Here is a 24,023-nt window from a genome sequence, read left to right as displayed (position 1 = left end):
CGTGTGGAAAATGGGACTTCAGATGTCGACGGTGACGTCGCCGACGGGAGCACTGACGCACAGCTGGATCTTCTTGTCCGGCTCGTCGTCTGTCTCACCGGTGCGCACGTTTCGGGTACGGCCCGCCTTCTTGACGGAGGTGCAGGAGAAGCAGATTCCCATCCGGCATCCGTACTCGGGATTGAGGCCCGCAGCTTCTGCTTGTTCGAGAAGTGTTTCGCCGGAGTTCTCGGCCGCCACCCCACTTTTGGTGAATGACACCTCGCCGCCGGCCTCCCCCGGCTCGGCCACCGCCGGCGCGAACTCCTCGGTGTTGAGCAAGTGCTCGACGTCGACCTCACGGAACACCTCACGCACTCCCCGCATCAGTCCGGGAGGTCCGCAGAGATAAGCCTGAGCGTCGATCGTGTCCGGATCGGCGATCCAAGGAGCCACCGCGTCGAGGTGCCCGCGATCGAAGAAACCTTCGAGGTCACCTCCACCGCTTTCGGTGTACACGAGTACCAGTTTCACATTCGGGTTCTGCTCGGCGATGGTCTTCAGCGCGCGCGTGTACGCCACGTCGGCATCGGTGTTCGCGTAATGCACGAACACGATCTCGCCCGAGTGCTGCTCCTCCACCAGCGTCCGAAGCATCGACATGACCGGGGTGATTCCACTGCCGCCACTGATCAACAACACCCGACGCGGGCGGTCGACGGGAAGGGAGAACACCCCGTCTGCCTGCGAGAGGCTGACAACGAGCCCGGGCGCTGCGTTGGCGTACAGATACTGCGACACCAAGCCACCCGGATGCGCTTTGACGGTGAGCTCGATCAGCCCGCTGCGCGTAGACGCGCCCCCGGCCGGCGAGTAGCAGCGAGTGTGACGAACACCGTCGATCACCACGCCCAACTGCACGAACTGGCCCGCCTGAAAACCGCGCCACTGGCGCGTCGGGCGCAGCGTGAGAGTGACGGAGTCAGCCGTCGGATGGTCGACGGCGACAACCTGCGCGCGGATGTCACGAACGGTCGCCATCGGGTTGACCAACTCGAGATACCGATCGATCTGATGTGGAGCAGCCATGGCTTCGATCAGTCCCACCAAGGACAGTCCGCGCCGAGGTGTGGACTTCGGTGTCGTGTTCTCAGGAGCAGATGCGATTGTCATGACCCTCCTCGTACTTCGATTGCCGGGTGTATCGATTGCTGGGCTAGCTTCCCCCGACTGCGTGAATTCAGTGTACAAATGTTCACCGAAGATAGTGTGACAGGTGCACACAAGTACATGTCAACAAGAATGTGATCCGAGTTACACGAGTTGCCGAAAGGAGCCGGAATGCCTGTACCTACACTCGACGTCGTGACGAAGGCCGGACCGGTGAACCCAGAGCGCAGGGAACCCGACAACAGGGAGCCGGAAAGTCGTGCCGCAAAGAAGGAACGCACACGCCAAGCACTCCTGGACACTGCCATGGACCTCTCGGCCGATCGCGGCTTCGCCGGAATCAGCCTGCGAGAGGTAGCCAGGGAAGCCGGGATCGTTCCGACGGCGTTCTACCGCCACTTCGCTTCACTGGAGGACGTCGGTGTCGTCCTCGTCGAAGAGAGCATGCGTATGTTGCGCCAGATGCTGCGCGACGCAAGGCGTAATCCCAGCACCAAGGACGCCGCTACGTCCCTGGGCATCCTTGTGCGACAAGTGCATACACACGAGCGACAGTTTCGGTTCCTCTGCCGCGAACGCTACAGCGGCGTCAGTGAGGTACGACGTGCGATAGCCACTGAAATGCGGTTGTTCGTCAGCGAACTGACCATCGACCTCTCCAGAATTGCCGGACTGGAAAGCTGGTCGTCGGACGATCTGGAAATGGCTGCCGACCTGATCGTCTCGACGATGTTCAGTGCTGTCGTCGAACTGCTGGACGCCGGGACCGCCGGGTATCGCGACGAAGCCGCCGTCATCACACGAGCCGAGAAGCAACTGCGAGTCATCATGCTCGGAATGGCCACCTGGAATCCACCTCGAAACTGACCTCGGGTTCACCTTTTCGACGTACGGTGAGAGTCATGTCTTCCACGAGTACATACGAAATCCCCGTTGGCGACCTCACCTTCGACGTACTGATCTCGGGCCCGGACGACGGCATTCCGCTGGTAGCGCTGCACGGCTTCCCGGAGAGCGCCGCATCCTGGGGCAAGGTCACACCGCTGCTCACCGCAGCGGGCTACCGCGTTATCGCACCGAATCAGCGCGGTTACTCCGCCGGCGCACGCCCCGAAGGGGTGGATGCCTACAAGATCGAGCACCTGGTAGCCGACGTCGTCGGATTGCTCGACGCACTCGGCCTGTCCGACGCGCATCTGGTCGGCCACGACTGGGGTTCGGCGGTCGCCTGGCAGGTCGCCGGTCGCCATCCGAACCGGATCCGCAGTCTGACCGCGATCTCGGTCCCCCACCCCACCGCCTTCGGCTGGGCACTCCGCGAGGACGAGGACCAAAAACAACGCTCGTCGTACATCGGACTTCTCCGACAGGAGGGCAAAGCCGAGGAAGTGTTGTCGGAGGACAACTTTCGCCGGCTGCGCGCCATGTTCGACGGCCAGATCGATCCTGAATTCGCCGACGAGCACATTCGTGTCCTGAGCGGGGAGGGCGCGCTGACCGGCGCCTTGAACTGGTACCGCGCGATGACCCGCGACTTCGGCGACATCGATCGCACCACCGTGCCGACCACGTATGTCTGGAGCACCGGCGACACAGCGCTCGGCCGCGCAGGCGCAGAACGCTGTGGTGAATTCGTGGACGCCCCCTACGAGTTCGTCGTGCTCGACGGCGGAAGTCACTGGATTCCGGAAGAGCGAGCCGAAGAGCTGGCCGAGGCGATCCTCGCACGTGCAGGATCCTGATCGCCGCGACGAATTCGGCTCTATGTATGTTGTCATACATAGAGCCGAATTGATTCCATCACCAGGAGTTCTGCGATGACCGAGACCGTTGCACCACCCCATCCTTTCGACGCTGCTGTCGGATTGACGCCACTCACCGCCGGCTTGTCGACCGGCGAGACCAATCCGGCGTACAACAACATGGTCGGGCCATTCGGCGGCGTCACCGCTGCCACGTTGCTCGAATCCGTACTGAAGCACCCCGAACGCCTCGGCGATCCGCTGTCGTTGACCGTCAACTTTGCCGGTCCGATCACCGAGGGCGCCTTCGAGATCTCCGCCCGGCCGGTGCGCACCAACCGCTCGACGCAGCACTGGTCCATCGAACTGTCTCAGGACGGAACCGTCGCCACTACCGCGACGGCAGTGTTCGGTACCAGGCGTGAAACCTGGTCGTCTACCGAGATCACGATGCCGGAAGTTCCGTCGGCCGAAGACGTTACGCTGCTGCCGTTCCCCGAGTTCATCGCCTGGGCACAGAACTACGAGATGCGCTTTGTCGAGGGTGCGATCCCCGACCTGGAGTCGGGCGAGCATCCCGACTCGACAACGACGCTCTGGGTGCGCGATCGGCCGGCTCGCGCTCTCGACTTCACGTCGCTGACCGCACTGTGCGATGTCTTCTTCCCACGAGTCTTCTTGCGCCGAGGCAAGATGGCTCCGGCTGGAACGGTCTCGATGACCATCTACTTCCACGCCGACGCTCAGACGCTGACCGAACAGGCAGACAATTCCGTCCTGGGAACGGCGCGGACCCAACGGTTCGGAAACGGATACTTCGATCAGTCGGCCGAAATTTGGGGCAGTGACGGCGCATTGCTCGCTACGACACACCAGTTGGTCTACTTCAAGGATTGACGGGAAGCGCACTGTCCCCTTCCGGCGCCTTCACCATCGACAATGCGGCAAGACCGACGCCGAGAACCACCAGCAGTCCGATGATGCCGGCACGGTCTGCACCGAAGAGCCATGCGAACAGGCCGAACAGTGTCGGTGCCAAAAACGACACTGCTCGGCCTGTGGTCGCATACAGGCCGAACATCTGACCTTCACGCCCAGGCGGGGTGATGCGCGCCAGGAAGGTTCGTGCCGAAGACTGAGCGGGCCCGACGAAGAGGCAGAGCGCGAGACCGAAGATCCAGAACATCACCGGCCCCGACACCGCGATCAATATCGCGCCGACCACGATCATCGACGCCAGCGAGACGGTGATGACCTGTTTGGGTCCGATCCGATCGTCGAAACGTCCGGCCACCAATGCACCGATTGCGGAAATCACGTTGGCCGCAACACCGAACAACAGCACGTCGGCCGCACTGATTCCGTAGACGTTGACAGCCAGCACGGCTCCGAAGGTGAACACGCCCGCGAGACCGTCACGAAAGAGCGCGCTCGCGATCAGGTACCAGATCGTGCGCCTGTCGACGTTCCAGAGTTCGCGCAGATCGCGCCACAACACCCGATAGGAGTCGAGGAACCCGGCCTTGGACGCTCCCGGATCGACCGCGGGGCTGGGCAACTCGGGAACCTTGAAGAACACCGGAATCGCGAAGACCGCGAACCACACTGCAGCCAGCAGTGCCACCATCCGGATGTTCATGCCGCCGTCCGTGGTCAATCCCAGGAATCCCCGAGTGTCGCCGTCGCCGACGATGAACCCGAAGTAACACAGCAACAGCAGCACGATTCCGCCGAAATATCCCATGGCCCAGCCGAAACCGGAGACTCTACCCAGATTCTCCGGTGTCGACACCTGCCGCATCATGGCGTTGTAGGGAACGCCGGCAAGCTCGAAGATCACCGAACCGATTGCGAGCAGAACCAATCCGAGCCACAGATAGCGGTAGTTGTCCTCGACGAAGTAGAGGCCCGCCATCGAGAGCACGGTGATGCCGGTCAGTATCGCGAGCGAGAGTTTACGTTTACCCGACGCATCGAAACGTTGTCCGGTGATCGGAGCGAGAATCGCGATGAAGAAGCCGGCGATTCCGAGTGCCCAGCTGAGCCACGTAGTTGCCGAAATCGTGCCGGGAAGGTCGTCACCGACCGCGTCGGTGAGATAAACCGAGAAGACGAACGTGAGGATCACTGCGTTGAATGCGGCCGATCCCCAATCCCACAGCCCCCATGCGAACACTTGACTCTTCGTGGCCGCACCGCCGATGCCTGCGGGTGGCTCTGCCTGCGTGCTCGTGGACTCGGCGCTCATACGGCGAAGCCTAACTGCGCGCGGGCGACTCGGCGCCTCTCTCCGAAGTCGACATACAAGACGTTCTATGCACCCGAGTTAGTACGCACTTAGTTGCATACGCACCTGAGTGCATAGATACTTTTTCCATGGCACTCGAACATGCGTTGCTCGTCTCCCTGTCCGAACAGGATGCGTCGGGATACGACCTCACACGCCGGTTCGACAAGTCGATCGGCTTCTTCCACAGCGCGACGCACCAGCAGATCTACCGAGTCCTCAAGCGTATGGACGAGGCGGGCTGGGTGGAGGTGGAGGCCATCGCGCAGGACGGCCGACCGGACAAGAAGATGTACCGCGTCAGCGATGCCGGCCGCGCCGAACTGACCCGATGGATCGCAGAGCCGTCCGAACCGAACCACCTGCGCAACGAGTTGGCCATCAAGATCAGGGCCGCTGCGCACGCCGATCTCCCCGCTCTACGACGCGAAGTCGCTCGCCACCGCGACGGCCACGCCGCCCGCCTCGACGTCTACCGACTCATCGAAAAGCGTGACTTCCCCAATCCAGCAGCGCTTTCCGGCTCTTCACTGCACCAGTACCTCGTACTTCGCGGCGGCATCCGCGTCGAAGAAGGATTCACCGACTGGTGCCAGGAAGTTCTGGACGCATTGCCCACTGGCGAGTACGCCATCGAAGACACCGGCGAGTACGCCACCGAAGACACTGGCGAGTACGCCACGGAAGGACATCTTCAGTCATGACGGATACACAGTTCCCCCGCCTGCTCGAACCGCTCGACCTCGGATTCACGACGCTGAAGAACCGCGTCGTCATGGGATCGATCCACACCGGCCTCGAAGATCGCGCGAAGGACACCGACCGCTTGGCCGAGTACTTCGCCGAACGTGCCCGTGGCGGAGTCGGCTTGATCATCACCGGCGGCTACGCGCCCAACCGCACCGGTTGGCTCTTACCCTTCGGTGCCAAGCTGACCAACCGCATCGAAGCGCGCCGTCACCGCCGGATCACCAAGGCCGTTCACGAAGCGGGTGGAAAGATCGCCATGCAGATCCTGCACGCCGGCCGCTACAGCTACCAGCCGTTCAGTGTCTCCGCGTCGTCGATCAAGGCGCCCATCAATCCGTTCCGTCCGCGCAAGCTGACCGGCCGTGGGGTGCGTTGGCAGATCCGCAACTACGTTCGCTGCGCGCGTCTGGCCAAGTCCGCGGGTTACGACGGCGTCGAAATCATGGGCGGTGAGGGCTACTTCATCAACCAGTTCCTCTGCGAGCGCACGAACAAGCGCACCGACCAGTGGGGCGGCAGTTCCGAGAACCGTCGACGCATGGCAGTCGAAATCGTGCGACGCACACGCAAGGCCGTCGGCCCGAACTTCATCATCGTGTTCCGGTTGTCGATGGCAGACCTGGTCGAGGGCGGTCAGACCTGGGATGAAATCGTCTCGTTGGCAAAGGAAGTCGAAGCTGCCGGCGCCACGATCATCAACACCGACATCGGATGGCACGAGTCACGGGTGCCCACCATCGTCACCTCGGTTCCCCGAGCAGCCTTCGTGGACATCACGAGCAAGCTCGAGAAGCACGTCGACATTCCGGTAGCCGCCTCGAATCGGATCAACATGCCCGAGACTGCCGAAGAGATCCTCAACCGCGGTGACGCGCAGTTGATTTCGATGGCCAGGCCGATGCTCGCCGATCCCGACTGGGTGAACAAGGCAGAACGCGGAGCGTCCGACGAGATCAACACGTGCATTGCCTGCAACCAAGCCTGCCTCGACCACGCCTTCGTTCACAAGCAGGTCTCCTGCCTGCTCAATCCGCGCGCGGGCCGTGAGACCACGTTGATCCTCTCCCCCACCCGGCGGACCAAGAACCTCGCCGTCGTCGGTGCCGGCCCCGCCGGACTTTCCGCAGCACTCAACCTTGCTCAGCGTGGTCATTCGGTCACGTTGTTCGAGGCCTCGGACAAGATCGGCGGGCAATTCGGGATCGCACAGCTCATTCCGGGTAAGGAAGAGTTCGCCGAGACCATTCGCTACTACACCCGCATGCTGGACGTGGCTGGAGTGACGGTCAAGCTCGAAACCCGCGTCGCACCGGCAGATCTCATCGGCTCCTTCGACGAAGTCGTGGTTGCCACCGGCGTGACGCCGCGGGTTCCCAAGATCCCCGGCATCGAGAACCCGAAGGTGCTGACCTACGCCGAGGTCGTCCGAGAGGGCAAGCCCGTCGGCAAGTCCGTCGCCGTCATCGGCGCCGGCGGCATCGGCGTCGACGTGAGCGAATTCCTCACGCACCCCACTTCCCCCACTCTTCATCTCAAGGAGTGGAAGCAGGAATGGGGCGTCACCGAACCCGAAATGGCCCCGGGCGCTCTCACCACTCCGGTACCGGAGCTCTCCGAGCGGGAGGTCTACCTCCTCCAACGCAAGCCAGGACGCATCGGCGCCGGCCTCGCGAAGACCACCGGCTGGGTCCATCGGGCGGCCCTCAAGAACAAGGGCGTCCACGAGCTCTCGGGCGTCAACTACGAGCGCATCGACGACGCCGGCCTGCACATCACCTTCGGTGAGAAGCACGAGAAGCCCCGACTTCTCGAGGTCGACACCATCGTCATCTGCGCCGGGCAGGAGTCGGTTCGCGATCTGGTGGACGAACTGACCGTCGCGGGCGTGGTGACCCACATCATCGGCGGCGCGGATGTCGCTGGAGAACTCGACGCCAAGCGTGCCATCGAACAGGGCACACGACTGGCCGCGAAGATCTGACCGGCTACGCTGACTGATCGTGAGCCTGCCGACACCCACAACCACAGCCCGCGCCGTAGTGACCGGCGCCTCCTCCGGCATCGGAGAGGCACTGGCCGCTGATCTGGCATCACGCGGACACTCCCTGATCCTCGTTGCCCGTCGCGGCGAGGTCATGGAGGTCCTCGCCGAGAAGCTTCGTGCCGCGCACGGCGTCGAGGTGGAGGTCCGTGCATCGGACCTCTCCGACAGCGCGGCGCGTGCCGTTCTGGTCGAGGAACTCGGTGGCCGCGCCATCAGCATCCTGTGCAACAACGCCGGTATCGCCACCTTCGGGCCGATCGCCGAGCTGGACCCGGCATACGAGCGCGACCAGGTCGAGCTCAACGCCGTTGCAGTGCACGATCTCACGCTGGCCGTGCTGCCGGGCATGCTCGCGCGCAAGTCCGGAGCCATCCTGATGGTCGGGTCCGCGGCCGGAAACATGCCGATCCCCAACAACGCGACGTACGCCGCCACCAAGGCGTTCGTGAACACCTTCGCGGAATCGTTGCGAGGTGAACTCAAGGGCACCGGAGTGAACGTCACCCTGCTCGCCCCAGGCCCCGTACGCACCGAAACCCCGGACCCGGCCGAAGCGTCGATCGTCGACAAGCTCGTCCCGGACTTCTTCTGGATCTCGAGCGAGTACACCGCCAAGGTCTCGCTCGACGGCCTGGCCGAGAACAAGATGCGCGTCGTACCGGGCATCTTGAGCAAGGCGATGTCCGTCGCGGGCGGTTACAGCCCGCGTGCCGTCGTTGCGCCGATCGTGGGCACGTTCTACAAGAAGCTCGGCGGCTGATTCACTCAAACTTCTCAGAGCAGGCCATAGCAGACCATATAGTCGGTTAATGGCGATGCGAAGAACACTGGCAGTCGGGGCAATCCTTCTTTTGACCGGAGGGTTGCCCTTACTGCTGCCCACGGCAGCGAATGCATGTTCGTGCGCATCATCGGCTACCCCGGAAGAAGCCGTCAGCGTCTCCAGCACCGTTTTCCTCGGGACTCCGACGGAGAAAACTTCGGACGGGTTCGAGGACACCTACCTGTTCGACGTCAGCCGGGTCTACAAAGGCGATCTGGCATCGGTGACGTCGGTGGGGACACTCGCGAACGGGAACGGTTGTGGCACAAGCTACGTGCTCGGCACCGAGCAGCTGATGTTCGTTTCTGCGCCGTACTACGTCGACGCCGAGCACGAGGGGCACAGCTGCGGGCCGGCTACCGAAACCGGGTTCGACATCCAAGCGGCGGTCGAGTCCGTGTACGGCGCCGGTTACACCCCGAGTGCCGGCGGAACTCCGTCCGTTGGTGTGTCCGCCGACCGATCGACGGTCATCGGCGGAGGCGCCGCGGTGGCATTGCTCGCGGTGCTCGGTTGGTTCGGATGGAGGCGGCGACGGGCACAGTGAGTCCACGGGCACAGTGCCGAGGCCGTCAGAGCCGCGTCAACCTCGTTCGGCGGCGCGTCAAGTAAGCGTCAAGATCCGCCCCACCGGTGATCTTCGGGAGTAGATCTGAAAGTAGCCCGCAACACGGCGGGTCACCTTCAGGAGATCGACGTGACGCTACTCGAAATCTTCCCCTCCCTACGCGGCGCAATGACACCGCGTATGGATCCTGCGTTGTGGCCCATCAGTACTCGCCACGACCACAGCGGGCGTGTCTGCATCGGCGACGTCTCCCTCGAAGAGATCGCGGACCAGTACGGCACACCGACGTACGTCGTCGACGAGGCTGACGTGCGGCACCGCTGCCGCACGTATCGAGAGATCTTCCCCGACTCGGAGATCGTGTACGCCGGCAAGGCACTGATGATTCGAGCGATGGCTACCTGGGTCTCCGACGAGGGACTCGGGGTGGATGTCTGTTCCGCCGGTGAACTCGCCGTCGCGCTTGCCGCGGGCGTGGACCCCCATCGAATCATCCTGCACGGCAATGCCAAATCGGTTTCCGAACTGAGGGCGGCGGTCAACGCGGGTGTCGGCCGGATCGTCCTCGACTCCCCCAGCGAAGCGGTACGGCTCGCGTCGGTGTGCACCCACCGACAGAAGGTGTTGGTCAGAGTCACACCCGGCATCGACATACACGGACACAAGGCAGTGTCCACGGGCATCGTGGACCAAAAGTTCGGCCTACCAGCGTTTTCCGAAGAACTGGAACATACGGTATCCGTCGTCGCCAACGCGACGCACCTGCAGCTCATCGGCCTGCATTGCCATCTCGGCTCCCAGATCACCGATCCCGAATTCTTCCGCCCCGCGATCGAGACGATGATCGCACAGATGGACGACATACGTCGCACGCATCGAATCATCCTCACCGAACTCGATCTCGGCGGTGGCCATGGGATCGCCTACGTGCCGGGAGATGCCCAATTGGATCTGACCCGCCTCGCTCACGTCATCGACGAAACTCTCGACGACGCGTGCACCCGAAACCGCTTCCCTCGCCCCGAAATCGTGCTCGAGCCTGGCCGAGCGATCGCTGCGCGGGCCGGAGTCACGCTCTATCGCGTACAGAACATCAAGTCGATCAGCGGGGGACGAACCTTCGTCTCCGTCGACGGCGGGATGAGCGACAACCCTCGGGTGTCGTTGTACGACAGCCACTACGACGTCGAACTGGTGAACCGACATTCGCGCGCACCGCTCCAGGAAGTCACCGTCGCCGGGCGACACTGCGAATCGGGCGACGAAATTGCCGTCGGAGCCAGGCTTCCCGCCGACCTACATGAAGGTGACCTGTTGGCAGTGCCGTGTACGGGCGCATACCACCACAGCATGGCCTCCACCTACAACAGCGTCGGCCGGCCGCCGGTCGTCGCCGTGCTGGGCGGGATTGCGCGGCCGTTGATCAGGCGCGAATCGATCAACGACCTGCTGGCCCGCGAGGTCGGCATCTGACCTCGCGGGCGCCTGAGCCTCAGCGCCTGCGGCGACTACCGGTGCCGAAGATGTTTCGCGAAATCTCGCGTCCCGCAGCCGAAGCCGCCGAGCGCAGGAAACTCTTGACAGCCGAGTTGCCCAAGATCTGCTCGGCGATGTTGGGGCCCTCCGGCTCGGCCGGCGGCGGTGGCGGCAGATCGGGCAGCGACGGAAGATCCAGGGACTGATCCGCTGTCGGAGCACCGGCCACCTTGGCCGTCAGCTTCTCGTACGCCGACTCGCGGTCGATGGTCTGGCCGTACTTCTGATTCAGGGGACTCGACGACGCGGCCGCCTTGATCGCGTCGTTGCCGATGGTGTCCATCAGCGACCTCGGAGGACGAATCTTGGTCCAGGCCACCGGCGTCGGCGCACCCTTTTCCGAGAGTACGGTCACGATGGCTTCACCGATGCCGAGTGAAGTCAGTGCCTTTTCCAGGTCGTAGTGCTCGGTCTTCGGGTACGTGCGGACGGTCTTGTTGAGGGCTTTCTGATCGTCGGGCGTGAAGGCACGCAGGGCGTGCTGAACCCGCGCACCCAACTGTGACAGCACCGAATTCGGAATGTCGGTCGGAAGTTGCGTGCAGAAGAACACGCCGACGCCCTTGGAACGAATGAGCTTGACCGTCTGTTCGACCTGCTGCAGGAAGGCCTTCGACGCGTCCGCGAACAGAAGGTGCGCCTCGTCGAAGATGAACACGAGCTTCGGCTTGTCCAGATCTCCCTCTTCGGGCAGCGTCTGGAACAGGTCCGCGAGCACCCACATCAGGAAGGTGGAGAACATTGCCGGGCGCGCCGCCTGGGCACCGAGTTCGAACAGCGTGATCACACCGGCACCGCCGACGACACGCAGCAGATCCTCGGTTTCGAGTTCTGGTTCACCGAAGAAGGTGTCACCACCATCTGCTTCGAGGTTGACCAACGCGCGCAGAATCACTCCCGCCGTCGCCGAGGAAACTCCGCCGATACCCTTCAGATCGGCCTTGCCCTCAGCGCTTGTCAGGTGGGCAATGACCGAACGCAGATCCTTGAGGTCCAGCAGGGCGAGGCCCTGAGTGTCGGCCCAGTGGAAGATCAGCCCGAGTGTCGATTCCTGGGTCTCGTTGAGGCCCAACACTTTACTGAGCAGGATCGGCCCGAAACTGGTGATGGTCGCGCGCACCGGGATACCGATTCCGTCAGTACCCAACGACAAGAACTCGACTGGCATCCCAGCGGGAGTCCACGAATCGTCGCCCGTCTCGACTGCGCGAGACTTCATCTTCTCGCTCGGATCCCCCGCCTTCGACAGACCCGAGAGATCGCCCTTGACGTCGGCCATCACAACCGGCACACCCGCGGCGGACAGCTGCTCGGCGATGCCCTGCAACGTCTTGGTCTTGCCGGTACCCGTCGCACCGGCGATCAGACCGTGACGGTTGATCGTCGCCAACGGAATCCGCACCCGCGCGGTGGGATCTGCCACACCGTCGATCACCACCGAGCCGAGCTCGAGTGCCCGCCCCTCGGATGAATAGCCCGCCGCGATTTCAGCGGCAGCACCCGAGGGCGCCTGAGCAGCGGGGGTGGCTCCGGCCGATGCTTCGGCCTCAGCGGCAGCCGCTTCCTTCTCTGCTTCCTCAGCTGCTGCAGCGGCTTCAGCTGCAATCCGAGCGGCTTCGGCAGCGGCAGCCTTGGCAGCTTTCGCCTTCTCCGCCGGCGTCAGCGGCGCTGCTCCGTCCTTCGGATCCACGGTCATCGAAAAGCCCTCCTCGTTGCAATGCGGCGAAGTTCTTGTCATCACCCGAACGCCGTCTCACACACGTCGAGTTTCCACCGCAGACCTTATCCCGCGCCCGCGCGCACTACTGTGTTCCTGGTGCAGGACAAATTGGTATGGATCGATTGCGAAATGACCGGGCTGCGACTCGAGTCGGACAAACTCATCGAGATTGCGGCTCTGGTGACCGACAGCGACTTGAACATCTTGGGCGAAGGTGTGGACATCGTCATCCACGCCGACGACGACGCGTTGGCTGCAATGCCCGACGTCGTGAAGAAGATGCACGCAAAGTCGGGGCTGACCGAAGAGGTTCGTAAGTCGACGGTCACCCTCGCCGAGGCGGAGAAAGAGGTGCTCGCGTACATCCGCAAGCACGTTCCCGTCGCCGGTACGGCTCCCTTGGCAGGCAATTCAATCGCCACCGACCGCGGATTCATCTCACGGGACATGACGGCACTGGACACATACCTGCACTACCGGATGATCGACGTCAGCTCCATCAAAGAACTCTCCCGCCGCTGGTACCCGCGAATCTACTTCGGCCAGCCCGAAAAAGGTCTCGCCCACCGGGCACTCGCCGACATCAAGGAATCCATCCGCGAACTCAAGTACTACCGCGGCACTGCATTCGTCGCGGCGCCCGGACCGTCGAGCGCGGAGATCGCAGCCGTCGTAGAGGGCTTGGGTCCCGCCTGACCTGCCGATTGGCTTCCTGACCGACTTTCGCGCTAGTATCTCTTTCGTCAAAGCAGCCGGGTCAAACCGGTGGCCGAGGCAATGGTGGGCGTAGTTCAGTTGGTAGAGCACCAGGTTGTGATCCTGGCTGTCGCGGGTTCGAGTCCCGTCGCTCACCCAAGCGGAACCCCCGAAGATGTCGAAAGACATTTTCGGGGGTTCTTTTGGTTTGTGCGCCAGCCCCAATCTCCCCTTCCACAGCCGGGTGAACGTATCGCTCCCCTTCTCTGACGGGGGCAGCGATACGTTCACCCGAAGTGGGTGGGGTGGCGACCGCGACAAATCGCGCGCTCCCGAGCAACCCGTGCCCGGGCCGAGCGAACGTACCTCTCGTCGCCTCAGATAGACCGAAAGCCACTTTCGCTCACATCGGGGTAGCTGGAATTCGCCGCAAATGGCCCAGCCGTCGATCACTCGGGCGACGGTTCCGGCTCCCAGACACCTACGACGGTCCCCTCGCGAACATGTCGCTCGTACGCCGAAACCTTGTCGTGGATGACGTTCAGGTTTTCCTGCATCGCAGCGATCCTGGATCGAATCAACTCCTCATGCGACTGCAAAAGTGAAAGCCGCTCCTTCTCGTTTCCTGGACCTGACCTGACGAGAGCGGCGAATTCGCGGATCGTGGCGATCGGCATACCCGAGTCTCGGAAGCGATTACACAGCTTCAACCAAGCGACATCGCTTTCGGAGTACACCCGACGCCCACCTGCCGAGCGCGCAACCTCGTGAACGAGCAATTCCTCACGTTCGAAGTATCGAAGGGAATCGATACTGATTCCGGTCTGGACAGCGACGTCACCGATTGACAGTTCGCGCATTGCCTGGCGACCTTTCCTTGACCTGGAGTGCACTCCAGATTTTACGGTCGCAGCCATGAATTCCATCCAGCGCAAAATCAACACCGGATACTCCCGAGTCTCCACTGCCGACGACGTACTTGCCGGACAAGATTTAACAGGCACTACGGTTTTGGTCACCGGCGGGTACTCCGGACTCGGATATGAGGTTTCGCAGTCACTTTCTTCGGTCGGCGCGCGAGTTGTAGTTCTTGCCCGCCGACCAGAACAGGCACGGAGCGCGGTGGCCGACCTTCCGGGTATCGAAGTGCGAGCGTGCGACCTGTCGGACCCGAGCAATGTCAGATCGTGTGCGCGAGAAATTCTCGAATCCCGGATCACTCCGGACATCATCATCTGCAATGCGGGGGTCATGGCCTGCCCGGAACTCCGTGTCGGCTCCGGCTGGGAATCACAATTCGCGATCAATCACCTCGGGCACTTTGTACTGGTGAACCTGCTTGTGCCAGCCATGCCCGCAAACGGCTCTCGCGTAGTAGCGGTCTCGTCGGCGGGACATTTTCTGTCGGGAGTGCGTTGGAATGACATACATTTCCGCAACGGTTACGACCGCTGGCTTGCGTACGGTCAAGCCAAGACTGCCAATGCTCTATTCGCTGTACAGCTGGCGAGCTCCGGTGCTTCACGCGGTATCAGTGCGTTCTCCGTCCATCCCGGGAGCATCCTCACTCCCCTTCAACGTCACTTCTCTGCATCGGAGAAACACGATCTCGGATGGACGACGTCGAATGGCGACGCCGTGCCGGGGTTCAAGACTCCCTCCCAGGGCGCCGCTACAACGGTGTGGGCAGCGACGGCACCGATACTCGCCGATCACTCCGGCGCGTACCTCCAGGACTGCAACATCGCGGACGTCGCGCAGACTGATGACATGAGCGTCGGCGGAGTGAAACCTTGGGCTACCGATCCCGCCGACGCACGCAGATTGTGGACACTGTCCGCTGAGATGACCGGAGTGGACGCGTTCGGTCGACGCTGACACCGAGCGAACGTACCTCCCGTCGCCTCAGATAGACCGAGAGGCACTTTCGCTCACAAAAGGTGTGCAGATGCAGAAATGCCCCCAACCGGACGGTCGGGGGCATTTCTGGCGTTCAGCGCTTCAGGAACGCACTCAGACGTCCGCGTTGCCGGTCTTCCAGACGCTCCAGGGGATGTTCCAGTCACCGAGGCCGTCGGTGCCGGAGAGAGTGCCGCCGACGGTGTTCTTGACGACGACGATGTCCCCACGCTTGGTGTTGTCGTAGACCCACTTGGCGTTGGACGGGCTCAGGTTGAGGCAGCCGTGACTTGTGTTGGAGTAGCCCTGCTGCCCGACCGACCACGGCGCCGAGTGGAAGAAGATACCGCTGTAGGACATTCGGGTCGCCCAGTCGACGGGGGTCTTGTAACCCTGCGCCGAGGTGACCGGGACGCCGTACGTGGACGAGTCCATGATCATGTTCGCGAAGCGGTCACCGATGATGTAGACGCCGTTGTCGGTAGGAGTGCTGTCCTTGCCCATGGAGGTGGGCATGGTCATGACAGTCTCACCGTTGACCTGGAAAGTGACCTGCTTGGTGTTGTCGTCCGCCGTGGCGATGACGGCATCACCGATGGTGAAGGAACTCTTGGCGTCTTCCTGCCCGAAGACTCCCTTGCCGAGATTGCGCCCGTACACGTTGACGCTCACGTCGACCTTGGTGCCCGGTGCCCAGTAGTTCTCCGGACGCCAACGGACCTCACGATTGTTGACCCAGTAGAACGCACCTTCGACGGCCGGAGTCGTGGTGACGGTGATCGCGGCTTCGGCAGCCTTGCGATCTGGGATGTTCTCGTCGAACTGCACCGCGATGGGCTGACCGATGCCGACCACGTCACCCTCGTTGGGCAAGACGTACGGCTTGGTGACGTTGCCGGGTGCGCTGGTGGTGAAGGACGTGACCGTCGTACTTGCGCCACCCAATCCGAATGCGCGGGCCTCGATTTTGTACTTGCGGTTGTAGCCGAGTGGCTCGGTGGTGGTCCACGACGCACCGTCGGCAGCAATCGCGCCGGCAACTGCCTTGCCGTCCTGATTGACCATCGTCACGTCGGACAGAGCGCCGTCAGCGACGTTGATCTTGACCGGGTCGCCCGGCGAGAAGCCGACAGCGCCGTCGGCAGCGGTCGAGGTGAGCTTCGGCTTGATGAGTTCGGTGAGCGGATTGGAATCGATCGGCGCCGACCCTTCGGTACTGACGTCCTTGCCGCCCGACGTGCACGCGGTCATCAGAACGAGAGCACCGAGAGACGCCGCGATCATCGCCGCGCCCTTCGACGCTCGACCGTTCCCCCCGCGCACGGACAGACCCCACCTTTGACGACTCATCGTTCGACTCCGCTTCACAATTTCTCCGACTAACTTCCGCGTCACATGCGAATCCCACTTACCGGAAGGCAAGTGGGACTTGCGGTATGACTGCGCTGCACCAATGATGCCAGGCGCGCTCGTTACCAACGGTCATGAAAGGTCACGCCGTCAGTAACGTTCAAGTATCAATCGCTCCGAACCGTCCGTTTTGTTACCGCTTTCAGCGGATTTCCTCCGATCGGACTACAGCGGTGACGCCTCCACCTGGCGATTTGCTCCCGAACCGGCGATTCGGCTAATGTTCTGTCTCGCAAGAGCGAGCGCCTATAGCTCAGTTGGTAGAGCAAGTGACTCTTAATCACTGGGTCCGGGGTTCGAGTCCCTGTGGGCGCACTTGCAAAGGTCCCCACCTTCTTCGGAAGGTGGGGATTTTTCTTTGTGTCGTGGTGAACAGGTTGTGGTGAATAGACTTCACAGTTATCGGAACCACGGCCTGGAGGATTGATGACCGAGCGCGAAACCACACCGGGCAGCGAGCTGGCATTTGCCGGGGTGGCGGGTCAGGCCGCTCTGATCCGGTCCGGAGAAATATCGGCCCGCGAGCTCACCGAGAACACACTTCGCCGTATCGAACGCCTCGATTCGACGCTCAATGCTTTTGTGCGAGTTCTCGCAGACGAAGCGCTCGACGAAGCGACACGTCTCGATCAGCGCCAGGCCGACGGCCACAGCCTGGGCCCACTGCACGGAGTTCCGATCGCGATCAAAGACGAGAACGACGTCGCCGGAACGCCGACGACGTACGGCGGTGCGGCGGCAACCCGCATCGCCTCCGCTGACTCGGAGGTCGTCCGGCGGTTGCGCGACGCCGGCGCGGTGATCGTCGGCAAGACGACGATGCCCGAGTTCGGCATCTGGCCCTTCACGGAGACTGCTGCAAACGGCTACACCAGAAACCCTTGGGACACTGGCGTATCCACGGGCGGATCGAGCGGAGGATCTGCGTCGGCCGTCGCGTCAGGCATGGTCGCAGCGGCAATCGGCGGCGACGGCGGCGGTTCCATCCGACTGCCTTCGGCGTTCTGCGGGTTGTTCGGACTCAAACCGCAGCGCGGTCGGGTGAGCACCGCGCCGAACCGAAACCTCTGGCGCGGACTCGGCACACTAGGGCCTCTCACTCGTTCCGTCGAGGACAGCGCGCTCGTGTACGACGTGATAACCGGTACCACCGGGATCGACGACTACACAGCCGAAACGCTCCGCACCAGCTTTGCCGAGTCAGCCGCGTCGGCGCCCGGGCCGCTTCGCATTGCAGTGTCCACCCGGAGTCCGGTCCGGGGCGTCCGCCCGTCCCCGGAGGTCGTTGCCGCGGTGCATTCGATCGCAGAGATGTTGAGCGCGTTGGGACATCACGTCGAAGAGCACGATCCCGAGTACCCGGACGCAACTGCAGCATTTCTCCCCCAGGTGCTCGGCGGCGTCCGCGACGAAGCACTGCGCGTCGATCATCCAGCGTTACTCGAGAAGCGCACACGAGCACTCGCGTCGATCGGCCGGATAGCCGCTCCCGCGCGCGTCGGGAAATTCGCTTACCGCAAAGGTGAGCGAATCGCAGCGACGGTCAACCAGGTCTTCGACACCTTCGACCTGGTCCTGATGCCGACCACGCCCGCGCTGCCACGCCCGATCGGACAACTCGAAGGAACCGGCCTTCTGTCAGCAGTCCGCAAGGCGTTGCCGATCGCCGCCTACTGTTCGATCTGGAATGTCTGCGGCAACCCGGCGGCCGCTGTGCCCGCCGGGTTCTCCGAACGCGGACTCCCCCTGAGCGTCCAACTGGTCGGGCGCAGCGGTGGTGAACCGACCATTCTCGCCGTCGCACAGCAGTTGGAAAGCACCGTCCGCTGGCCGGATTCGCACCCTCTACACTCGTGAATTCCGGAAGCGATGTAACCGTCGTCACCACGATGAACACGCGTTTTGCAAACTCCTGAGCCTGTCGGCTAATGTTCTGTCTCGCAAGAGCGAGCGCCTATAGCTCAGTTGGTAGAGCAAGTGACTCTTAATCACTGGGTCCGGGGTTCGAGTCCCTGTGGGCGCACTTGCAAGAAGGCCCCCACCTCACCAGGTGGGGGCCTTCTTCATGTTCTGTCTTCGACAACTCGGGTCAGCGAATGATCTTCCGGACCACGAGTAGTCCCACCACTGAACCGACTGCGATCAGCGCGTACTTCACTGCCGGCTCGTTGAGCTTGGCGAGCACCGTCTTCTTGGTGTTCTCGACCAGCCGCTTCGGGTTGGTGCGGACCGTCAGTTCGTCGAGTGTGCTCGCGAGCTGGTTACGCGCCTTCTCGATCTCGCGTTCGATGCTCTCGGTGTCCCTGGGCACGTGTCCTCCAACTTGTCTGTGTTCTGCTGCTCTGTGTGCGGGTCTGCTGTGCGGACGCAGCGCGCCGACACTTCGCTCTACCGTAGAGGAGCAGAATGCCCTCGCGCCCACCTGCCGCGCAATTTCTCGACTAACCTCGATTCCCGTGACCGAGAACAGTAGATTGTCCGCCGGCGACGTCGCGCCGGATTTCACGCTCCCAGACGCCGATGGCAACGAGGTTTCCCTTCACGATTACCGCGGCCGCAAGGTCATCGTGTACTTCTACCCGGCGGCCAGCACCCCTGGGTGCACCAAGCAGGCCTGCGACTTCCGTGACAGCCTCGCCGAGCTGAACGGCGCCGGCCTCGAAGTCATCGGAATCTCGCCGGACAAGCCCGCAAAACTCGCGAAGTTCCGCGATACCGAAGAGTTGACCTTCCCGCTGCTCTCCGATCCCGAGAAGGCGACGCTCGAAGCCTGGGGCGCGTTCGGTGAGAAGAAGATGTACGGCAAGACCGTCCAGGGCGTCATCCGCTCGACGTTCCTCGTCGACGAGGAAGGCAAGATCGAGGTGGCCCAGTACAACGTCCGGGCCACCGGCCACGTCGCCAAGCTACGACGCGATCTGTCGGTCTAACTCCCGTACCGGCTCAAGAACAGAGCCTCCGCGAAAGCGAGATTCTCGATCTCCGACGGGTCGACGCTTTCGTCGGGCGCATGAATGCGGCATTGCGGTTCCTCGACGCCGATCAACGCGATCTCCGCGTCGGGGAACTGCTCGGCCAGTGCACTGCACAGCGGTATCGATCCCCCTTGGCCGGCAAATCCGACTTCGCGGCCGTAGGCATCGGTGAGCGCGGACTTCAGCTGCGCGAAACCTGCACCCTCCGTCGAGGACGAGAACGGCGATCCCGTCGATTCCGGAACGACCTCGATGTGGACGCCCCACGGCGCCGCCGCGCGGAGGTGGTCCGTCAACAACTTCTGTGCCTGCGCCGGATCCGTGCCAGGCGGGACACGAAGATTCAGGCGCGCCGACGCGCGGGGCGTGATCGCCGCCGCCGAACCCACGACCGGCGGGCAGTCGATACCCAGGATGGTCAGCGCCGGACGAGCCCACACCTGCTCGGCGACCGAACCGGAACCAGTCAACTGCACCCCTTCGAGCACCCCGGCGTCGGAGCGGAACTGATCGCCGTCATAACTGACACCCGCCCACTCCTGATCGTTGGTCAAGCCTTCGACAGTGGTGTTTCCGGCGCTGTCGTGCAGCGTCGAGAGTATGTGCACCAGCGCGGTGATCGCATCGGGCGCCGGTCCACCGAAGACACCGGAGTGAATCTCACCCTCGAGCGTCGACACGTGGACCACAACGTTCGCGATCCCGCGCAATGACGTCGTGATCGTCGGCTCCCCGACTTCGGTGTTGCCGGTATCGGCGATCAGGATCATGTCGGCTGCAAAAAGTTCGGGGCGCTCTCGCACCAGATCCTCGAGACCGCCAGTGCCCATCTCCTCGGATCCCTCGGCGACGATCGTCAGGTGGGCGCTCGGATCCACACCGGCTGCGGCGAGCGCTCGCAGAGCTGTCAGATGCATGACGACGTTGCCCTTGCAGTCGGAAGCGCCCCGTCCGTACCACCGTCCGTCGCGCTCGGTGAGCGTGAAAGGCGGGGAGCCCCAGAGCTCTTCGTTTCCGGGCGGCTGAACGTCGTAGTGGCAGTACAGCAGAACGGTCGGAGCACCGCCCGGGCCTGGTCGACGCCCGACAACCGCGGCCGAACCGTCGGAGGTCTCGATCGCCTCGATATCGGCGAAACCCTGAGCCCGGAATGCCTCCAGGACCCAATGCGCAGCGGCCGCGCATTCTTCCGGCGGATACTGCCGTGCATCGGCGACGGACTTCATCGCCACAAGTGCACTCAGATCCTCACGGGCACGCGGCATGAGTTCACCTACCGCGGTTCGCAGTTCTTCCGTCATCGTCTCCCTCTCCTCGGCATCGAATCTCGGTGTGCCCGAAGAATCTCAGTCTGCCCGAATCGGACGTAGGCAGGCGCCAGGATCGCCGTTGCGCCACACCGCGCAGCAACCTCTTCGGCTACTGGACAGTTGGTCACCTAGTATCGAGGTGTGGCAACAGCATCGGGACTCGTGTGCGCGCACCTGCGCGGTGCGTTTCGACCGATCACGACCGCCGAAGTAGGTGGCCGATGACACCGGATAATGCACAAGTCCCAAATTCGACAGAAAACACCGATAGCCTGGAAGACGTGCAGCCCACGACTCGTCACCGCGCGCGGCGACGAGTCGACCCAGCACTGGAGAATCCCCAGAGCCTCGAAGAACCGCAGGAACTGCTGCCGCGCAAGCGTCCGACGCAAGAGCGCAGCCAGCGTAAATTCGACGCACTCCTGGCTGCGTCACGGGAACTCCTCACCGATGTCGGTTTCGAATCGTTCACCTGTGAAGAAGTCGCGGCACGTGCTGACGTCCCGATTGGGACGCTTTACCAGTTCTTCGCGAACAAGTACGTCATCGTGTGCGAATTGAACCGCCAGGACCTCGTCGGGGTCCAGCACGAGCTTGCTCAGTTCGGCGGCGAAGTACCCTCGCTCGACTGGTTGCGGTTCCTGAACAGTTTCGTCGATCACATGGCCGGGCTGTGGACGTCTGATCCGTCGCGCCGCGAGGTCTGGCTGGCGATGCAGTCGACGCCGTCCACGCGGGCAACCGGAGTCATTCACGAAAAGCAGTTCGCCGAGACCGTAGCGAAAATGCTCGGCCCGTTGACGCCTCGTACGCGGCGAGATCGTCGCCTGATGATGGCGGAAGTTCTTGTCCACGTGGTGTATTCGATGCTCAATTTCTCGGTTCAGGACGGTCAGTCGCATGCCGACGCCGTCGCCGAACTGAAAAGGTTGATGATCGCGTATCTCCTCGTCGCCGAGAAGGAATCCCGCACGAAGGACTAGTCGAACGACAAAGAGCCGGTCTCCCCTTGGGAGACCGGCTCTTTCGTGTCCGGCAGCGCTACTCCGGGTCGGATTCGATGACCGCGAAAGCGCCCGCCATGTCCCCGTCGTGGGTGAGCGAGATATGAATCTTCACTCCGGTCAGGTGTTTGGCCACGTCACCGCGAAGCCGGATGCCGGGGCGCCCCCAGGCGTCCGAGACGACCTCGATCTGATTGTGGATCATTTCCCCCAGCACCGGTGGGCCGGCGAAGAGAGCAGTAGACCATGCCTTGATCACTGCTTCCTTCGCAGCCCACCGGGCGGCGAAATGTCGTGCCGGTTCGGAGCTCCGGGTAGCGGCGTCTCGACGCTCGCCCGGTGTGAAGTTGTCGAGCATTGCCGTTCCCGGCCTGTTCAATTGCTCGGCGAACTCCGACACCGTCACGAGGTCGAAGCCGATACCCAGAACTCCCATACCGTGACTACTACTTGCAGCCGGGCAGATTCGAGCGGTACACCTGGTCTGCGCCGAGTCGTGCGTCCTCGCTCAGCAGCATGTCCGCTTCGAGCTGACGCGACGCCTTGGCCGGCGTTCCGTCGGCACCGAGGCGACGATCCGCCGGGCGCTCGTAGAGGCTGTCGCCACCGCACATCGCCTTCGCGAGGCGACGCTGACCGTCGATCGTCCGCTGCTGGGCCGCAGCAACATAGGCGTCACGCTTGTCGGCCGGAACCGACTCGACGAATGCCTGCGGGTGCACGACTGCGATCAGGCCGGAGACGTGACCGAAGCCGAGGCTGGTCAGCAGGCCGGCACGCAGCGGAAGCTGATCACCGAACTTGAGCGGCTGACGTGCCCACACGAGGTGCTCGAACTCGGCCATCTTGTCGTCGACGCAGTCGAGGCTGCGGTTCGGCGGGACGATGCCCTGGCTCAGTACCTGGCAGAGCCCGATCAGCTGGAAGGCTGCGGCACCACCCTTGGCGTGACCGGTCAGGCTCTTCTGCGAGACCACGAACATCGGCGCGCCTTCACTGCGTCCCAATGCCCCGGCGAGGCGCTCGTGCAGCTCTGCCTCGTTGGGATCGTTGGCGGCAGTGGAGGTGTCGTGCTTGGAGATCACGGCGATGTCGTCGGCGCTCACGCCCAGTGCGTTGAGCGAGAGTGCGAGCTGCGAATCCGCTCCCCCACGTCCGGCGCCCAGTGCTCCGAGTCCCGGTGCCGGGATCGAGGTGTGGACACCGTCGGCGAACGATCCGGCCCAGGCGACCACACCGAGGACGGGAAGACCCATCTCGAGTGCCAGGTCACCGCGAGCGAGGAGAATCGTTCCGCCGCCGGCCGACTCGACGAATCCGCCGCGGCGACGATCGTTGGCCCGCGAGAAGCGGCGATCCTCGATGCCCTTGGCATGCATGTCCTCGGTCTTGGCAGTGGCCGACATGTCGCCGAAGCCGATGATGCCTTCCGTGCTCAGATCGTCGAACCCGCCGGCAACAACCAACTGCGCCTTGCCGAGTCGGATCTTGTCGACGCCTTCTTCGACGGATACCGCTGCCGTGGCGCAGGCGGCGACGGGGTGAACCATCGCGCCGTAACCGCCGACGTACGACTGAACTACGTGCGCTGCAATGACGTTCGGCAGCGCTTCCTGCAGGATGTCGTTCGGACGGTTCTCGCCGAGCAGCGTGTCGATGTACAGGCTCCTCATGGAGGTCATGCCGCCCATGCCGGTGCCCTGCGTGTTGGCGACCAGGCTCGGGTGTACCCAGCGGAGCAGTTCGCTCGGAGTGAAGCCGCCGGTGAGGAAGGCGTCCACCGTTGCGACGATGTTCCAGAGGCCGACGCGGTCGACCGAATCTGCCATGTCGGCGGGGATGCCCCACTTGGTGACGTCGAAGTTGGTCGGAATCTGACCGCCCACACTACGAGTCAGCTTCATCTTGCGCGGGACGCGGATCTCGGTGCCTGCGCGGCGGGTGACCGTCCAGTCGCCGGACTCGGCGGAAACCGTCGCCGTCGTGTTCTCCGGATCGGATTCGACGAAGGCCTGAGCCTCGGCCTCACTGCCGCCCACGCAGCTCAGATCCTTGCCCAGGAACACGGAGGTGAGCAGCGGAGCGGTGTTGTCGATCATCGCGCCCTCGT

At 63.1% G+C, this 24,023-nt stretch carries 22 protein-coding genes and 3 tRNA genes; 16 read left to right on the top strand and 9 right to left on the bottom strand.

Annotation, left to right across the window (positions count from 1 at the left end; translation table 11 throughout):
* Positions 1-18 precede the first annotated feature (18 nt).
* Positions 19-1,152, bottom strand: a complete 1,134-nt coding sequence (locus tag RWT78_RS13730; RefSeq protein ID WP_050656813.1) for a ferredoxin reductase — start codon at positions 1,150-1,152, stop codon at positions 19-21.
* 168 nt (positions 1,153-1,320) lie between these two features.
* On the opposite strand from RWT78_RS13730, the gene RWT78_RS13725 reads away from it, so the two are divergent.
* The 3 genes from RWT78_RS13725 (at position 1,321) to RWT78_RS13715 (ending at position 3,788) form a co-directional block, all read left to right on the top strand.
* On the top strand, positions 1,321-2,016 hold the full coding sequence (locus RWT78_RS13725; RefSeq protein WP_003945327.1) for a TetR family transcriptional regulator: 696 nt from the start codon (positions 1,321-1,323) through the stop codon (positions 2,014-2,016).
* Positions 2,017-2,051: 35 nt separating this feature from the next.
* A complete protein-coding gene (locus RWT78_RS13720; protein WP_003945355.1) occupies positions 2,052-2,891 on the top strand; it encodes an alpha/beta fold hydrolase in 840 nt (279 codons plus the stop codon).
* A 75-nt stretch (positions 2,892-2,966) separates the two neighbouring features.
* Positions 2,967-3,788, top strand: coding sequence for an acyl-CoA thioesterase II (locus RWT78_RS13715; protein ID WP_287979870.1), 822 nt, complete (start codon positions 2,967-2,969; stop codon positions 3,786-3,788).
* Here the strand turns inward: RWT78_RS13715 and RWT78_RS13710 are convergent.
* Positions 3,778-5,139, bottom strand: a complete 1,362-nt coding sequence (locus tag RWT78_RS13710) for an MFS transporter (RefSeq protein WP_007733331.1) — start codon at positions 5,137-5,139, stop codon at positions 3,778-3,780. The two genes, RWT78_RS13715 and RWT78_RS13710, sit on opposite strands and share 11 nt — an antisense overlap.
* 128 nt (positions 5,140-5,267) lie before the next feature.
* Between RWT78_RS13710 and RWT78_RS13705 the strand changes: the two genes are divergently transcribed.
* The 5 genes from RWT78_RS13705 to lysA all read left to right on the top strand — a co-directional run bounded on the left by RWT78_RS13705 (position 5,268) and on the right by lysA (position 10,836).
* Positions 5,268-5,882, top strand: a complete 615-nt coding sequence (locus RWT78_RS13705; protein WP_047888983.1) for a PadR family transcriptional regulator — start codon at positions 5,268-5,270, stop codon at positions 5,880-5,882.
* Positions 5,879-7,909: an NADPH-dependent 2,4-dienoyl-CoA reductase gene (locus RWT78_RS13700; RefSeq protein ID WP_003945307.1), complete on the top strand. Its 2,031-nt coding sequence runs from the start codon at positions 5,879-5,881 to the stop codon at positions 7,907-7,909. The genes RWT78_RS13705 and RWT78_RS13700 overlap by 4 nt, the downstream gene beginning before the upstream one ends.
* Before the next feature lie 19 nt (positions 7,910-7,928).
* Complete coding sequence (cmrA, locus tag RWT78_RS13695; RefSeq protein WP_003945312.1) at positions 7,929-8,732, top strand: mycolate reductase; 804 nt, start codon at positions 7,929-7,931, stop codon at positions 8,730-8,732.
* A 49-nt stretch (positions 8,733-8,781) separates the two neighbouring features.
* Complete coding sequence (locus RWT78_RS13690; RefSeq protein ID WP_314676208.1) at positions 8,782-9,342, top strand: hypothetical protein; 561 nt, start codon at positions 8,782-8,784, stop codon at positions 9,340-9,342.
* Positions 9,343-9,492: 150 nt separating this feature from the next.
* Complete coding sequence (lysA, locus tag RWT78_RS13685) at positions 9,493-10,836, top strand: diaminopimelate decarboxylase (RefSeq protein ID WP_314676206.1); 1,344 nt, start codon at positions 9,493-9,495, stop codon at positions 10,834-10,836.
* A gap of 19 nt (positions 10,837-10,855) precedes the next feature.
* On the opposite strand, the gene RWT78_RS13680 is transcribed toward lysA, so the two are convergent.
* Positions 10,856-12,595, bottom strand: a complete 1,740-nt coding sequence (locus RWT78_RS13680) for a helicase HerA-like domain-containing protein (RefSeq protein WP_050656807.1) — start codon at positions 12,593-12,595, stop codon at positions 10,856-10,858.
* A 120-nt stretch (positions 12,596-12,715) separates the two neighbouring features.
* Between RWT78_RS13680 and orn the strand changes: the two genes are divergently transcribed.
* Positions 12,716-13,315, top strand: a complete 600-nt coding sequence (gene orn / locus RWT78_RS13675) for an oligoribonuclease (protein WP_024487359.1) — start codon at positions 12,716-12,718, stop codon at positions 13,313-13,315.
* Between the two features lie 84 nt (positions 13,316-13,399).
* Positions 13,400-13,472 (top strand) — tRNA-His (locus RWT78_RS13670).
* 292 nt (positions 13,473-13,764) lie between these two features.
* Here RWT78_RS13670 and RWT78_RS13665 read toward each other — a convergent pair.
* Positions 13,765-14,175, bottom strand: coding sequence for a MerR family transcriptional regulator (locus RWT78_RS13665; protein WP_116056509.1), 411 nt, complete (start codon positions 14,173-14,175; stop codon positions 13,765-13,767).
* A 55-nt stretch (positions 14,176-14,230) separates the two neighbouring features.
* On the opposite strand from RWT78_RS13665, the gene RWT78_RS13660 reads away from it, so the two are divergent.
* Positions 14,231-15,193: an oxidoreductase gene (locus RWT78_RS13660; protein ID WP_314676199.1), complete on the top strand. Its 963-nt coding sequence runs from the start codon at positions 14,231-14,233 to the stop codon at positions 15,191-15,193.
* A gap of 135 nt (positions 15,194-15,328) precedes the next feature.
* On the opposite strand, the gene RWT78_RS13655 is transcribed toward RWT78_RS13660, so the two are convergent.
* The gene (locus RWT78_RS13655) at positions 15,329-16,498 is read right to left on the bottom strand and encodes an Ig-like domain-containing protein (RefSeq protein WP_125052658.1); all 1,170 of its coding nucleotides are present in this window, start codon (positions 16,496-16,498) and stop codon (positions 15,329-15,331) included.
* A 368-nt stretch (positions 16,499-16,866) separates the two neighbouring features.
* Here RWT78_RS13655 and RWT78_RS13650 point away from each other — a divergent pair.
* The 3 genes from RWT78_RS13650 to RWT78_RS13640 all read left to right on the top strand — a co-directional run bounded on the left by RWT78_RS13650 (position 16,867) and on the right by RWT78_RS13640 (position 18,647).
* Positions 16,867-16,939 (top strand) — tRNA-Lys (locus RWT78_RS13650).
* Positions 16,940-17,050: 111 nt separating this feature from the next.
* Positions 17,051-18,481, top strand: a complete 1,431-nt coding sequence (locus RWT78_RS13645; protein ID WP_314676196.1) for an amidase — start codon at positions 17,051-17,053, stop codon at positions 18,479-18,481.
* A gap of 93 nt (positions 18,482-18,574) precedes the next feature.
* A tRNA-Lys gene (locus tag RWT78_RS13640) sits at positions 18,575-18,647 on the top strand.
* A 66-nt stretch (positions 18,648-18,713) separates the two neighbouring features.
* On the opposite strand, the gene RWT78_RS13635 is transcribed toward RWT78_RS13640, so the two are convergent.
* Positions 18,714-18,935 carry a DUF3618 domain-containing protein gene (locus RWT78_RS13635; protein WP_003945299.1) on the bottom strand — a complete coding sequence of 74 codons (222 nt, stop codon included), beginning with the start codon at positions 18,933-18,935 and terminating at the stop codon, positions 18,714-18,716.
* Between the two features lie 145 nt (positions 18,936-19,080).
* Here RWT78_RS13635 and bcp point away from each other — a divergent pair, with 145 nt between their 5' ends.
* Positions 19,081-19,554 (top strand): thioredoxin-dependent thiol peroxidase, encoded by a 474-nt coding sequence (gene bcp / locus RWT78_RS13630; RefSeq protein WP_007733290.1) that lies wholly within the window; start codon positions 19,081-19,083, stop codon positions 19,552-19,554.
* On the opposite strand, the gene RWT78_RS13625 is transcribed toward bcp, so the two are convergent.
* The gene (locus RWT78_RS13625; protein WP_047270271.1) at positions 19,551-20,900 is read right to left on the bottom strand and encodes a dipeptidase; all 1,350 of its coding nucleotides are present in this window, start codon (positions 20,898-20,900) and stop codon (positions 19,551-19,553) included. The genes bcp and RWT78_RS13625 overlap by 4 nt on opposite strands.
* Positions 20,901-21,190: 290 nt before the next feature.
* Here RWT78_RS13625 and RWT78_RS13620 point away from each other — a divergent pair, with 290 nt between their 5' ends.
* A complete protein-coding gene (locus tag RWT78_RS13620; RefSeq protein WP_003945379.1) occupies positions 21,191-21,892 on the top strand; it encodes a TetR family transcriptional regulator in 702 nt (233 codons plus the stop codon).
* Between the two features lie 58 nt (positions 21,893-21,950).
* Here the strand turns inward: RWT78_RS13620 and RWT78_RS13615 are convergent, their stop codons facing one another.
* The gene (locus RWT78_RS13615; protein WP_003945362.1) at positions 21,951-22,349 is read right to left on the bottom strand and encodes a holo-ACP synthase; all 399 of its coding nucleotides are present in this window, start codon (positions 22,347-22,349) and stop codon (positions 21,951-21,953) included.
* 10 nt (positions 22,350-22,359) lie between these two features.
* Positions 22,360-24,023: beta-ketoacyl synthase N-terminal-like domain-containing protein (locus RWT78_RS13610; RefSeq protein WP_314676184.1), on the bottom strand; the 1,664-nt coding region annotated here is incomplete at its 5' end.

Source organism: uncultured Rhodococcus sp. (assembly GCF_963525155.1).
Classification (GTDB): domain Bacteria; phylum Actinomycetota; class Actinomycetes; order Mycobacteriales; family Mycobacteriaceae; genus Rhodococcus_F; species Rhodococcus_F qingshengii.
This window is presented reverse-complemented; position numbering and strand designations above follow the sequence as displayed.

What these genes read in the sequence shown, in the direction of transcription:
- RWT78_RS13730 (WP_050656813.1), bottom strand. Translation starts at nt 1,152, where the DNA reads ATGACAATCGCATCTGCTCCTGAGAACACGACACCGAAGTCCACACCT.
- RWT78_RS13725 (WP_003945327.1), top strand. Translation starts at nt 1,321, where the DNA reads ATGCCTGTACCTACACTCGACGTCGTGACGAAGGCCGGACCGGTGAAC.
- RWT78_RS13720 (WP_003945355.1), top strand. Translation starts at nt 2,052, where the DNA reads ATGTCTTCCACGAGTACATACGAAATCCCCGTTGGCGACCTCACCTTC.
- RWT78_RS13715 (WP_287979870.1), top strand. Translation starts at nt 2,967, where the DNA reads ATGACCGAGACCGTTGCACCACCCCATCCTTTCGACGCTGCTGTCGGA.
- RWT78_RS13710 (WP_007733331.1), bottom strand. Translation starts at nt 5,139, where the DNA reads ATGAGCGCCGAGTCCACGAGCACGCAGGCAGAGCCACCCGCAGGCATC.
- RWT78_RS13705 (WP_047888983.1), top strand. Translation starts at nt 5,268, where the DNA reads ATGGCACTCGAACATGCGTTGCTCGTCTCCCTGTCCGAACAGGATGCG.
- RWT78_RS13700 (WP_003945307.1), top strand. Translation starts at nt 5,879, where the DNA reads ATGACGGATACACAGTTCCCCCGCCTGCTCGAACCGCTCGACCTCGGA.
- RWT78_RS13690 (WP_314676208.1), top strand. Translation starts at nt 8,782, where the DNA reads ATGGCGATGCGAAGAACACTGGCAGTCGGGGCAATCCTTCTTTTGACC.
- RWT78_RS13680 (WP_050656807.1), bottom strand. Translation starts at nt 12,595, where the DNA reads ATGACCGTGGATCCGAAGGACGGAGCAGCGCCGCTGACGCCGGCGGAG.
- RWT78_RS13665 (WP_116056509.1), bottom strand. Translation starts at nt 14,175, where the DNA reads ATGCGCGAACTGTCAATCGGTGACGTCGCTGTCCAGACCGGAATCAGT.
- RWT78_RS13660 (WP_314676199.1), top strand. Translation starts at nt 14,231, where the DNA reads ATGAATTCCATCCAGCGCAAAATCAACACCGGATACTCCCGAGTCTCC.
- RWT78_RS13655 (WP_125052658.1), bottom strand. Translation starts at nt 16,498, where the DNA reads ATGATCGCGGCGTCTCTCGGTGCTCTCGTTCTGATGACCGCGTGCACG.
- RWT78_RS13645 (WP_314676196.1), top strand. Translation starts at nt 17,051, where the DNA reads ATGACCGAGCGCGAAACCACACCGGGCAGCGAGCTGGCATTTGCCGGG.
- RWT78_RS13625 (WP_047270271.1), bottom strand. Translation starts at nt 20,900, where the DNA reads ATGACGGAAGAACTGCGAACCGCGGTAGGTGAACTCATGCCGCGTGCC.
- RWT78_RS13615 (WP_003945362.1), bottom strand. Translation starts at nt 22,349, where the DNA reads ATGGGAGTTCTGGGTATCGGCTTCGACCTCGTGACGGTGTCGGAGTTC.